Source organism: Nodularia harveyana UHCC-0300, from assembly GCF_034931085.1.
In the GTDB taxonomy this organism is placed as follows: domain Bacteria; phylum Cyanobacteriota; class Cyanobacteriia; order Cyanobacteriales; family Nostocaceae; genus Nodularia; species Nodularia harveyana.
In genome coordinates this window covers 60,523-72,976 of record NZ_JAYGHG010000006.1, presented here as the reverse complement: position 1 = coordinate 72,976, position 12,454 = coordinate 60,523, and the positions used below count along the sequence as shown (strand labels likewise).

General features: G+C 42.2%; 10 protein-coding genes. 5 read left to right on the top strand and 5 right to left on the bottom strand.

What is annotated here, in order from left to right; translation table 11 throughout:
- Positions 1–9: 9 nt before the first annotated feature.
- Together asnS and VB620_RS06025 are read right to left on the bottom strand one after the other, a co-directional pair.
- Positions 10–1,401: an asparagine--tRNA ligase gene (gene asnS, locus VB620_RS06030; RefSeq protein ID WP_323195238.1), complete on the bottom strand. Its 1,392-nt coding sequence runs from the start codon at positions 1,399–1,401 to the stop codon at positions 10–12.
- 64 nt (positions 1,402–1,465) lie between these two features.
- Complete coding sequence (locus tag VB620_RS06025; protein ID WP_323195237.1) at positions 1,466–1,828, bottom strand: hypothetical protein; 363 nt, start codon at positions 1,826–1,828, stop codon at positions 1,466–1,468.
- A 120-nt stretch (positions 1,829–1,948) separates the two neighbouring features.
- Here VB620_RS06025 and VB620_RS06020 point away from each other — a divergent pair, with 120 nt between their 5' ends.
- Positions 1,949–2,242, top strand: a complete 294-nt coding sequence (locus VB620_RS06020) for a DUF6439 family protein (protein WP_323195236.1) — start codon at positions 1,949–1,951, stop codon at positions 2,240–2,242.
- 13 nt (positions 2,243–2,255) lie between these two features.
- Here the strand turns inward: VB620_RS06020 and VB620_RS06015 are convergent, their stop codons facing one another.
- A complete protein-coding gene (locus VB620_RS06015; protein WP_323195235.1) occupies positions 2,256–2,744 on the bottom strand; it encodes an ATP-binding protein in 489 nt (162 codons plus the stop codon).
- Positions 2,745–3,271: 527 nt separating this feature from the next.
- Positions 3,272–4,633, bottom strand: coding sequence for a 23S rRNA (uracil(1939)-C(5))-methyltransferase RlmD (gene rlmD / locus VB620_RS06010; protein ID WP_323195234.1), 1,362 nt, complete (start codon positions 4,631–4,633; stop codon positions 3,272–3,274).
- 183 nt (positions 4,634–4,816) lie between these two features.
- On the opposite strand from rlmD, the gene VB620_RS06005 reads away from it, so the two are divergent.
- Positions 4,817–5,302, top strand: coding sequence for an allophycocyanin subunit alpha-B (locus VB620_RS06005; RefSeq protein ID WP_323195233.1), 486 nt, complete (start codon positions 4,817–4,819; stop codon positions 5,300–5,302).
- 219 nt (positions 5,303–5,521) lie between these two features.
- Positions 5,522–6,136 carry an SMI1/KNR4 family protein gene (locus tag VB620_RS06000; protein WP_323195232.1) on the top strand — a complete coding sequence of 205 codons (615 nt, stop codon included), beginning with the start codon at positions 5,522–5,524 and terminating at the stop codon, positions 6,134–6,136.
- 110 nt (positions 6,137–6,246) lie between these two features.
- On the opposite strand, the gene VB620_RS05995 is transcribed toward VB620_RS06000, so the two are convergent.
- Positions 6,247–7,923 (bottom strand): lamin tail domain-containing protein, encoded by a 1,677-nt coding sequence (locus VB620_RS05995; protein ID WP_323195231.1) that lies wholly within the window; start codon positions 7,921–7,923, stop codon positions 6,247–6,249.
- 205 nt (positions 7,924–8,128) lie between these two features.
- Between VB620_RS05995 and purL the strand changes: the two genes are divergently transcribed.
- Both purL and purF read left to right on the top strand, forming a co-directional pair.
- On the top strand, positions 8,129–10,510 hold the full coding sequence (gene purL / locus VB620_RS05990; protein ID WP_323195230.1) for a phosphoribosylformylglycinamidine synthase subunit PurL: 2,382 nt from the start codon (positions 8,129–8,131) through the stop codon (positions 10,508–10,510).
- A gap of 277 nt (positions 10,511–10,787) precedes the next feature.
- Positions 10,788–12,308, top strand: coding sequence for an amidophosphoribosyltransferase (purF, locus tag VB620_RS05985; protein ID WP_323195229.1), 1,521 nt, complete (start codon positions 10,788–10,790; stop codon positions 12,306–12,308).
- Positions 12,309–12,454: the final 146 nt, after the last annotated feature.

The window sequence follows — 12,454 nt, the reverse complement described above, 5'->3', positions numbered from 1 at the left end:
TTTTAGTTACTAAAACTCGGCGCTTTGAGGTGTGCGAGGGAAGGGAATGACATCGCGGATGTTTGCCATACCTGTGATAAATTGTACGAGTCTTTCAAAACCCAAGCCGAAACCAGCATGGGGAACACTACCATAGCGGCGTAAATCCAGATACCAGGATAAATCTTCTGGTTGCATCCCTTGGGCTAAAATGCGCTTTTCTAACACTTCTAGGCGTTCTTCTCTTTGGGAACCGCCAATGATTTCGCCAATTTTCGGTGCAAGAATATCCATAGCGCGGACGGTTTTTTCATCATCGTTCAACCGCATATAAAAGGCTTTGATTTCGGCGGGATAATCTGTGACAATTACGGGTTTTTTAAACAGTTGTTCCGCTAGATAACGTTCGTGTTCTGATTGTAAATCTAAGCCCCAACTGACGGGATATTCAAATTTGACTTTGGCTGTTTCTAATAATTTGACTGCTTCTGTATATGTTAAGCGCTCAAATTGATTATTAATAATATTATCGGCTGTGGCTAAAACGGTATTATCTATGCGTTGGTTGAAAAATTCCATGTCTTCTGGGCATTTTTCTAAGACATATTGAAAAATGTGTTTGAGAAATGCTTCGGCTAAATCCATGTTACCGTCTAGGTCACAAAAGGCTATTTCTGGCTCGACCATCCAAAATTCGGCGAGGTGACGGGAGGTGTTGGAGTTTTCGGCGCGGAATGTGGGACCAAAGGTGTAGACGTTAGAAAAAGCCATGGCCATGACTTCGGCTTGTAACTGTCCGCTAACTGTTAAATATGTGGGTTTCCCAAAAAAGTCTTGGGTGTAATCTATTGCTTGGTTGTCTGTGCGGGGAATGTTTTTTAAATCCAAGCTGGTAACGCTGAATAGTTCCCCTGCGCCTTCGCAGTCGTTGGCGGTAATTACGGGTGTATGTACCCATAAAAAGCCTCGTTGTTGAAAAAATTCGTGAATGGCGGCTGAACAGGCGTTTCTGACTCGGAATACTGCACCAAAGGAGTTAGTGCGCGATCGCAAATGTCCAATTGTGCGTAAAAATTCAAAGGAGTGGCGTTTCTTTTGTAGAGGATAGGTTTCGGGATCAGCTTCACCGTAGACTTTCACGGCTGCGGCTTGTAATTCAATGCGCTGTCCTTTACCTTGAGAAGCCACCAGTACCCCACTGACTTCCACAGATGCACCTGTATTCAGTTGTTTAATAATAGCTTCGTAGTCTGGTAAATCTTGATTAATTACAGCTTGTAAGTTAGCTAGTGATGAACCGTCATTTACTTCTATAAAAGCAAATCCTTTTAATTCCCGTTTGGTTCTGACCCAACCTTTAACTATCAGAGAATCTTCAGGTTGACCACTCCGCAATACTTCGGCAATTCGTCGATTTAACATAGTAAATAAATGCTATTTTGTCAATGTATATAAGGCAGATATTAGACAATCTTAACATTTAAGATTATCCCGCATAGGATTTTAATATCCAGCCTATGATAACTCCCATGCCACCAAAGCGGACGGCTTGCCAAAAGGGTTTTTTGAGACTACGCCAAGAAAATAACTGACTTTCTAAGTTGATTTCTAGGGCTTCTAACTGCTGTTTTATTTGCTGTAATTCGGCTTTGATTGCTGGTGTCTGGTGTTTATTTTGTTGCAATTCCTGGCGACGCTGTTGCGATTCTGCCTGTTTTTGGCGATCGCTTTGTACCTGATTGTAACGTTGTTTTAAGGAGAACAGCGCTGTTTCCACCTCTTCCAGTTCTTGCTCGAAATCCGGTTCCTGACTTTCCCCTGAAGGCTGTGATTGTTTAGGCGGGTTCATTTTGAAGTAGTAAACTATGATTAAATACTAGTCAATACTTCAAATTTTAACCTTGATTTAGCCCTTGGTTGTACAGAGGCTATTTATGGCTTGTTGATCTCACACTCAGGAATTAAAATCATGTCTCAACCGACCCAACTTCCTAAAAGCAGTCAATTGAATGAAGTTAGTACTATAGAATTAGCCCAAGCCCTAATGGAAAGGTTAAGCATTTCACCTAACGATTGGCATCGCCTCAAGTCTAACCGCAATTCTCGTGCTAGTGAACAAGCTGCCGCAGCTGTTTTGTATCTAGTTCAGAACCAACCACAAGAAGCCATAGTCAGATTAGAACAAGCTGTAGGTTGGTTGGATCGTTCCATTTCCGCCCCTCCCTGTCCCAGTCATGGAGATAAAGGAGTACAGAATAAGTAGTTTTTTCTCTCCCCTACACCCTACACTCTTCACCCCTGCTTTTTCCCAGTCCTTGCCATCGCAAAGACAAACGGGGGCGACTTTCCATTTCTTTACACAGCCTTAGTTCTGTACCTTTGCGATTCCACTCTACTTGATCAAAAATTTGGTGTAGAAGACATAAGCCCCGGCCATTTTCTGACTCGTCGGGTGGTAAATAATTTGTGGGGTCTTCATTATGAGGGGATGCAGGAATAAAGCCTGAACCTTGGTCTGATATTACCCACCAATACTGATTATCTATTAATGAAAATCGGACTACAACTGTTTTACTAGGATCAAGATTATTACCGTGTTTGGCTGCATTGACTAAGGCTTCTTGGAGTCCTAGCCGCAGTTCTCCTTGGAGTGTCGCGGGGATTTCCGCTAACAGTAAATCTAAAATTGGGCATAGATAAAGAGTTGAGGCGAAACTAATCGTACCCCAATGCCGTCCAACTGGACGAAGGGAAATGGTAATCACTAGAGAAACCCCGTAGCTTTCAGTTAGCTAGACATCAGTTTGCTATTACACGCACCCTGATAAAAATTTGAGGTGATCATGATGGCTTCAAACTTGCGCCTGGAAATACTAAAATTTTGAAAATGCTAGGGAGCATTAACTCTATTTATGAGATGAGATTGTTGGGACATAAAACAGATATACAACAACTGCTTGTGCAGTTACTTAGCAACTAAAAGGGCTAGAAATTTTGCTCAGAATCAATAGGATTGTCTGGTTATTGTCAATTTTTACTTGAGACAATCTTATCTTTGTTGTTTAGAGTTGTTGTAACTTTAATCTTGGTCACAAAATGGTTTTTATTTTGAGGTTGATCTAATTTTAGCATTCCTGGTATGCACTAGACTAGGAATTTGAAATTTGAGTTTTTTGCAAACAGGACTTACGCAAAAATTGCCCAAAATCTTGATTTATTGAACCGCCAAGCCGCCAAGAACGCCAAGAAAACGCAGAGTCTGCGTAAGTCCTAGCAAAGATTCAATATTCCTCTACCCATCTGATAGTACAAGAAAGGCCACAGCTTCGACGTGGGCTGTTTGTGGGAAGAAATCAGCAGGTTGCACCCGTGTAATGGTGTATTGCCCGTCTTGGCATAACAATTTGAGGTCGCGGGCCAGAGTGGCTACTTTACAACTGACGTAAACTATGCGTGAAGGTTTCGATCGCAATAAAGAATCTATGACGGCGCGATCGCATCCTTTCCGGGGCGGGTCAAGTAACACCACATCGGGAATGATTTCCATTTCTGGGAGCAACTTCTCTACTGCTCCTACTTGGAATGTGACATTATTAATTTGATTGTGCTGGGCGTTCAAAATTGCCTGCTGTACAGCTTCTGGTTGTAATTCTATGCCTATGGCTTGGCGGACTTGTTTTGCTAAAGGTAAAGTTAAAGTCCCGATACCAGAGTAAGCATCAACTAGCAACTCTTGTCCTTGAAGATTGAGTTCTGACTGAATCACCTGTAATAGTGCTTCTGCGGCTTCTGTATAGACCTGGAAAAAGGTATCTGGAAGGACTTGAAATTCTAAATCAGCGAATTTTTCCGTTAGGTAGGGAACGCCAGCAATACAACGAGTTTGAGAGCCAAAAATGGCATTGGTGCGATCGCTATTGCGATTTAACGACACACCCATCAATTGGGGATAGCGCTTTAACCATTCCTGTGCCTGATTTTCAATTTCTGGTAAATTCCACTCCTTGACTACTAGAGTCAATAACATTTCTCCTGTCCGCCGTCCAATGCGTAAACCCAGATGGCGGATTTGTCCTTGGTGTTTGCGTTCATCGTAAATTCGCCACCTGCGCTGTTGGATGTCTTGCTTAACTTCAGCCAATAAAGGATTTAACCGTGCATCTTGGACAGGACATTGATTCAAATTCACTAATTGATGGCTACCTTTTTGGTAGTAACCAGCCTGTACCTGACCTGTGGCGGATATTCCCAAAGGATAAGTAGCTTTATTGCGATAGCCCAAAGATCCTGATGTCGGTAGTATGGGATCAACTGTGATATCACTAAAACCGCCAATACGTTGTAGAGCTTGGATAACTTGATGATGTTTAGCTACTAGCTGATATTCATAGTTAATATGTTGCCACTGACAACCACCACATTTATCAGCCACAATGCAATTCGGTCGGACTCGATGAGGGGATCTTTCTAATAGCTCATGCAATTTTCCGTGAGCATATTTAGGTTTAACGTGTACTAAGCGTACTATGACGCGATCGCCTGGAACAGTATCAGGAACAAAAACCACCAGTTCCTCACAGCGTCCCACACCTTCACCCGTATTACTCAGGTCGGCGATCGCAATCTCAATTAACTCACCCTGTTGTTTAGTCATTAGTTATTAGCCATTACTCATTAGTCATTGAAGTTACGGTCTTCTCCCCCCTGCTCCCTGCTCCCTGCTCCCCTGCTCCCCTGCTTCTTCCCCCCTATCCCTACATATTCTTAATATTCCTTTCTTTGTGTACCTCAGACTCGGTAAACTAGCAAATAATATTTCGCGTGATTGCATATAATTATGACTGTCATTAGCCAAGTGATTCTCCAAGCCGACGACCAACTGCGTTATCCCAGCAGTGGCGAACTCAAAAGCATCAAAGAATATTTGCAAACCGGTGTTCAACGCACCCGCATTGCTGCGACCTTAGCCGAGAACGAAAAAAAGATTGTTCAAGAAGCCACCAAAAAACTTTGGCAAAAGCGCCCAGACTTTATCGCACCCGGCGGTAATGCTTACGGTGAGCGTCAGCGTTCTTTGTGTATCCGTGACTTTGGCTGGTACTTGCGCCTAATTACCTACGGCGTACTTGCTGGTGACAAAGACCCAATTGAAAAAATTGGTTTAATTGGTGTACGAGAAATGTACAACTCTTTAGGTGTTCCCGTACCAGGAATGGTAGAAGCGATCACTGCCTTAAAAACAGCCTCTATTGACTTACTGAGCGCAGAAGATGCAGCCCAAGCAGCACCTTACTTTGATTACATCATTCAAGCAATGTCCTAATCAAACTAGTGTTGAATTTTGGATCGTAAGGTATTAAAACCATAAGATTTCTTGTTTGATCATAACCTCCCCATACTTGGTCATAGCTTTGGCAAAATATCTGTCAGGTTATGAAACAAGTGTGGGGAAATTTTACCAGAAATTTAACGGGAGTGTGAAAGCCTATTCTGCCATTGGCATCAGTCCTGATAAAATATAAAATGTCTTTTGGCAAAATACATGGCTCAATTTGATTGGGAGAACCTGCTTAAAGAATTCAGTTTAAAACTCATTGAATATGACATAGAAGAGTGCAGGGATGATATAACCAGAGAACCTAAACTTACACCCGAACTCCGTCAATCTGGTTGGCTGGGTTATCCAGGAGCAACAGAACAACAGATTATCACTGCTGAGAAGCGTTTAGGCATTAAATTTCCAACTTCCTACCGAGAATTTCTGAAAGTTTCTAACGGTTGGCGAAATTCAGACTGGACAGACATCAAGCTTTGGTCAACAGAAGAATTAGAATGGTTTTCCACCAGAAATCAGAACTGGATTGATGCTTGGGTTCCATACACTGACGAAAGACCCAGCGTTCCCGATAATTTATACTTTGCCTATGGTGAGGAACAAGATTGTATTCATTTAAGATGTGAATATTTACAAAACGCCTTAGAAATTAGTAGTGACAGTGATGATGGCGATATTCTTTTGCTAATTCCTGATGTACTTTTTGATGATGAAGAGTTAGAAGCATGGCACTTTGGTAATAAGCTTCCAGGTGCAAATCGCTATCGTTCTTTTTATGAGCTAATGCAAAAAGTAGTTGAGCAAGGAAGCTTCATTTACTAAATTAGTCAGCTACATACTTTCGTTGATTTATTGGCATGAATGTATTATAAAACGACTGGCGATCGCATGATTTAAGTGCGATCGCCATTATTCTATCTGAATTCCAGTTTCTAACTGAAACGATAATTGTAAGGAGCCTTAACCCCAGAGCGATCAATAATTGCCCAATGTAGGCTACCGTCATTGATATCTAACTGGAATATCCAGTTATCCTTAATAGTTTCGCCATTTTTTGGCGCATATCCAATCTTGGAAGTATGCAATAAAAGTTTGCTAGTAGGTTGGTTTAGTTGAGAACGCAGGACTTCAATCACTGCCGCTTTATCTACATCTTGAGGCAAATTATATGCACCGGGATCGTTGACAATCAAACCCAGAGGACTTTCAATATCATTGTCATCTTCCAATAAATTACTAATTGCCAGTTTCAAGGCCTCGGTAAAGGTGATTTTTCCTGGGAATGCCATCTGTTTCTTGATTCCCAAAGGGCTGGCCTCAATGACCAGTTTTGGTACACCTAACTCAGCTTTAATGCCGGGGATACCGCTCATACCATAAGCTAAAGTAGAAACCTGATTTCCCTCAGCATCAAATAGTTTACCTTCATCCCCTGTATCCTTCCAAATGGCCGTGCGACTCCCTACACTGAAACCGCCGGTTTCGGGATGTACCTGATTAGTATAAACTCGGAAACTTTCACCTGCTATTAAAGTTGTTTCCGCCGGGAAAGTAAAGAATTGTTTCTGATTTGAACCGTATATAATTTTCCAACCAGATAAATCGGCGTTTGTTGTCCCTTTATTGCTAATTTCGATGTATTCATCGGCTTGAGTCCGCTTGACTTGGGCTTTATATACGATATTAGAAATAAGCACTAATCCTGTGGCTATGCAAGTGGTTTCTGCTTGTACAAACTCATTAATAACTTCCTCTGATTCGGATTCATCAGATATTGTTGTTTCTGGTTTTGGTTGAGATTTGGATTCATCAGATGTTATTGGTTCTGGTTTTGGTTGAGATTTGGATTTATCAGATGTTATCCGTTCTGGTTTTGGTTGAGATTTGGATTTATCAGATGTTATCGGTTCTGGTTTTGGTTGAGATTTGGATTTATCAGATGTTGTTGTTTCTGCTTGTGCTTCAGAACCCGCAAAAGTACCAATCAGCCCTTTTCCATTAGCATGAGTCAGAATAATCTGATTATTTTGAGTAGTAGCATCTAAATCAACAATGGAGTTACCATTATTTTGTAGAATCGCTTTCACTCCTGCAAAAATCGGATGAGAGCTATTCACAGTTTGATTACCACCAATACCGTTATATGCACCCAAGAATTTGAAACCAAAAGCATTCAGAAAAGTACGCCAATCTTCAGCTTCCGCTTGCGCTCCACCCCAACCTTTACCAGCACCTAGATAAACATTTCCCCCAGCTTTAACATAATCAATTAGCAGTTCATTATTAACCAAATCTCCACAAAGAAAAATACCATCAAAAGTGAACAAAGTCTGTAAATCTAATTTAATACCCTTACCAACAATCCATATATAACCAGCGTTAGTCATTGTCTGTGCCAACGATGATTCTTTCAAACCAAAGTTAGTCGAATAGGCATAGAATTTCCCTGTATTACGACCGTTAGTGAACCATTTAGCAATATTAATAACAAAAGTTGCTGTATCAGGAGCTGTTGCAAACCCATTATTGCTTAAAGTCCATTCATCAGCATTGACAACAATTTTACCAGGTTGATTTTTGTGAGACGGCTTTATCTGTATTTCGCTCATTATTGCTCTTATTTAGTCATATTTAACCATATTTAGTCATTAAAACAAATTATGTATAATAAAATCATTAAAGAAATCTAAAGAAAAGTAGGGGTACACCAATTTTCACTGATCACTTTTTCAACTTCTTGATCTCAATAATTCTGCACCCACAGGAGTAGTAACCAGATAAAATGATCATCTGTCCTCTTGGTGCATAACTTCCATGACCAGCATTTCCGAAAATCCGTTTTCTCCCCAAGAAATCGCCTCAGAAGGCATCAAACCAGAAGAATATAGAGAAATTGTCAAACGCTTAGGGCGACATCCCAACAAAGCTGAACTAGGTATGTTTGGGGTCATGTGGTCAGAACATTGCTGTTATAAAAATTCCCGCCCTTTACTCAAACAGTTCCCCACCACTGGCCCCCGCATCCTGGTAGGTCCTGGTGAAAATGCTGGGGTTGTGGATATCGGCGACGGACGACAATTAGCATTTAAAATAGAATCTCATAACCACCCCTCAGCCGTTGAACCTTTCCAAGGCGCTGGTACTGGTGTCGGTGGGATTCTCAGAGATATCTTTACAATGGGGGCGCGTCCCATAGCCTTATTAAATTCTTTACGTTTCGGTTCTTTAGATGATCCCAAAACCCAACGGTTATTTACAGGTGTTGTCGCGGGAATTTCCCATTATGGTAATTGCGTTGGAGTTCCCACTGTGGGCGGTGAAGTCTACTTTGATAAAGCTTATTCTGGTAATCCCTTGGTGAACGTGATGGCGCTGGGATTGATGGAAACGCCAGAAATTGTCAAATCTGGGGCTTCTGGTTTAGGAAACCCGGTGCTTTATGTTGGTTCTACCACCGGACGCGATGGTATGGGAGGCGCAAGTTTCGCTAGTGCAGAATTAAGCGACCAATCACTAGATAACCGTCCGGCTGTGCAAGTAGGCGACCCCTTTATCGAAAAGTCTTTAATTGAAGCTTGTTTAGAAGCCTTTAAAACTGGTGCAGTTGTAGCCGCCCAAGATATGGGTGCTGCGGGGATCACCTGTTCAACATCAGAGATGGCGGCTAAAGGTGGTGTGGGGATTGAATTCGATTTAGATAAAATTCCTGTGCGGGAACTAGGAATGGTTCCCTATGAATATCTGCTATCGGAGTCTCAGGAAAGAATGCTGTTTGTTGCCCATAAGGGGCGGGAAAAAGAGCTAATTGATATTTTTCAGCGTTGGGGACTTCATGCTGTGGTTGCCGGTACGGTGATTGCTGAACCCATTGTGCGGATTTTATTCCAGGGTGAAGTAGCCGCAGAAATTCCGGCTGAGGCGTTGGCGGAAAATACCCCCCTTTATGAACGAGAATTGTTGGCGGAACCACCAGAGTATGCCCGTGAAGCTTGGAAATGGTCGCCTGATTCTTTGCCTGCTGGAACAACTGCGGGGATTGAAGTTCAAGGAAAACTGCAATCTTGGGATGATATTCTGTTAACTTTGCTGGATACACCAACGATCGCTTCTAAAAGTTGGGTCTATCGCCAATATGACCATCAAGTACAGAATAATACTGTGATATTGCCAGGGGGTGCAGATGCGGCTGTGGTGCGGTTACGTCCCCTAGAAAAACCAGAAAATGAAAAATCATCACCTGAGAGTTTTACATCTGGAGTAGCAGCGACTGTAGACTGTAATCCTCGCTATGTTTATCTTGATCCCTACGAGGGAGCAAAGGCAGTGGTGGCTGAAGCTGCCCGGAATCTTAGCTGTGTGGGTGCTGAACCTCTGGCGGTGACAGATAATCTCAATTTTGGCAGTCCAGAAAAACCCATTGGTTACTGGCAATTGGCTGAGGCTTGTCGCGGTTTGTCTGAAGGTTGTCTGGAATTTGCTACACCAGTTACAGGTGGAAATGTTTCTCTATACAATGAAACTTTTGATTCGGAAGGTAATCCTCAACCGATTTATCCGACTCCTGTGGTGGGTATGGTGGGATTGATTCCTGATTTAACTAAAATTTGTGGTCAAGGTTGGCAAGCCGCAGGTGATCTGATTTATCTTTTGGGTTTACCTCTGACATCCTCCATTAGTTTGGGTGCATCTGAGTATTTAGCGACTATTCACAATACTGTAGCTGGAAGACCGCCACGGGTAGATTTTGATTTGGAACGTCGTGTGCAGGAAGTTTGCCGGGAAGGTATTCGGGCCGGTTGGATAGGTTCAGCCCATGATTCGGCTGAGGGGGGAGTTGCTGTGGCTTTGGCGGAATCTTGTCTGGCTGGGAATTTAGGGGCGGAAGTTCAGATCGACATCTTAGAAAATCAGTTACAACGTGTGGATGAGGTGCTGTTTGGTGAAGGTGGGGCGAGAATTTTAGTTTCGGTAAGTTCATCAGCACAAGAAAAATGGGAATCCTATTTACAGTCACACTTAGCAGAATGTTGGCAAAAAATCGGTATGGTAAAAAATTTGGGCAGTTCTGAGGTGGGTTTGGCAATTTTAACTTCTGATAACCAAACCTTAATCAAAGTTAGTATGGAACAGATGCGCGATCGCTATTTCCACGCGATCTCCAACCGTCTTGCTAAACCGAAGAATACTCCCAATTAACTTTTTTATTCCCGATACCGTGATCATTAACCTCTGTGAACAGAATTACGCTACTGTTTTAATAGATGGTTAAAGAGTCGTTAAGGATTTGGCAACTATCCAGCGACATAATCCCAGTGACTAAATAATTACTAATTTGTAATGGGTAATTCGTAATTAATTCATGATCAGAATGTAGCATCACTCACTCAGTTTATTGATGGAGTAGCAATTACGAATCGCTAATTATGAATTACAGATTATTCTGACTTGACACCCCAACCAGGAGCAATAGCCAATGATTCCCATCCATTCTGTTACTATGGCTACGCCAAGTAAGCTATCGGATGAATACCCCAATCAGGTAACACAACCAATTAATAGTCAAGAACATCAACCGGACAAGCCAGAAGAAGCTTGTGGTGTTTTTGGCATTTACGCACCAGAGGAAGATGTTGCGAAAATGACCTACTTTGGATTGTATGCCCTGCAACATCGGGGTCAAGAATCAGCTGGTATTGCGACTTTTGAGGATGAAAAAGTACATCTGCACAAAGATATGGGCCTAGTGTCTCAAGTCTTTAATGAGTCGATATTAGATCATTTGCCTGGAAATTTGGCTGTTGGTCACACTCGTTATTCCACCACGGGTTCTAGCCGCAGAGATAATGCCCAGCCAGTGGTGGTGGAAACCCGACTAGGTTCACTTGCTCTTACACATAACGGTAATTTAGTCAATACTGTACAGTTACGTGAACAGTTATTGGAGACTAATGTCGATTTAGTTACAACCACAGACTCAGAAATGATTGCCTTTGCGATCGCCGAAGCAGTTAACGCTGGTGCAGATTGGTTAGAAGGATCTATTCAAGCCTTTCACCGATGCGAAGGAGCTTTTAGCTTAGTGATTGGTACTCCCGTAGGTGTCATGGGTGTTCGTGATTCTCATGGTATCCGACCCTTAGTCATTGGGACTTTACCCGGTAATCCAGTTCGTTACGTCTTGTCTTCAGAAACTTGTGGTTTAGATATCATTGGAGCCGAATACTTACGCGATGTAGAACCAGGGGAATTAGTTTGGATTACTGAAGCAGGTTTAGCTTCCTATCATTGGATTCAAAAACCAGAGCGTAAGTTGTGTATCTTTGAAATGATTTACTTTGCACGTCCTGATAGCATCATGCACAACGAAAGTTTGTATACCTATCGCATAAGACTAGGGCGACAAATAGCAGCAGAATCGGCTGTAGATGCAGATATTGTCTTTGGTGTTCCTGATTCGGGAATACCTGCGGCTATTGGATTTTCCCAAGCATCTGGTGTACCTTATGGGGAAGGATTAATTAAAAATCGCTATGTAGGGCGGACTTTTATTCAGCCCACACAATCCATGCGCGAAACCGGGATTCGCATGAAACTCAACCCCCTCAAAGACGTGTTGGTGGGTAAACGAGTAATTATTGTCGATGATTCCATTGTCCGGGGAACAACAAGCCGGAAACTTGTTAAAGCCTTGCGTGAAGCAGGTGCAGCAGAAGTACACATGAGGATTTCTTCTCCACCAGTCACACATCCCTGCTTTTACGGGATCGATACTGATAACCAAGATCAACTAATTGCGGCTACTAAATCCGTAGCAGAAATTGCCGAACAATTGGGTGTAGATAGCCTTGCTTATCTCAGCTGGGAGGGAATGCTCGAAGCAACCCAAGAAGATACCAATAGTTTCTGTTCAGCTTGCTTCACTGGCAATTATCCTGTGACAATTCCTGAGCAAGTAAAACGTTCTAAGCTAATTTTAGAAAAAGTTGTAGTTTAAGTAATTTAGAGAACTTTCGACAACAAATGATAATTATGGAGTAGACATTCTACCCGCTCCATAATTATGCTATGAAAAAAACCTAAATAATAAAAGCAGAAAAATATCTAACATTATGGGCAGAAACTGCAAAAATTCTATTGCTA

Coding starts and splice junctions, on each gene's coding strand:
- VB620_RS06020 (WP_323195236.1), top strand. CDS start 1,949: ATGTCTCAACCGACCCAACTTCCTAAAAGCAGTCAATTGAATGAAGTT.
- purL (WP_323195230.1), top strand. CDS start 8,129: ATGACCAGCATTTCCGAAAATCCGTTTTCTCCCCAAGAAATCGCCTCA.
- rlmD (WP_323195234.1), bottom strand. CDS start 4,633: ATGACTAAACAACAGGGTGAGTTAATTGAGATTGCGATCGCCGACCTG.
- VB620_RS06000 (WP_323195232.1), top strand. CDS start 5,522: ATGGCTCAATTTGATTGGGAGAACCTGCTTAAAGAATTCAGTTTAAAA.
- asnS (WP_323195238.1), bottom strand. CDS start 1,401: ATGTTAAATCGACGAATTGCCGAAGTATTGCGGAGTGGTCAACCTGAA.
- VB620_RS06025 (WP_323195237.1), bottom strand. CDS start 1,828: ATGAACCCGCCTAAACAATCACAGCCTTCAGGGGAAAGTCAGGAACCG.
- VB620_RS05995 (WP_323195231.1), bottom strand. CDS start 7,923: ATGAGCGAAATACAGATAAAGCCGTCTCACAAAAATCAACCTGGTAAA.
- VB620_RS06005 (WP_323195233.1), top strand. CDS start 4,817: ATGACTGTCATTAGCCAAGTGATTCTCCAAGCCGACGACCAACTGCGT.
- purF (WP_323195229.1), top strand. CDS start 10,788: ATGATTCCCATCCATTCTGTTACTATGGCTACGCCAAGTAAGCTATCG.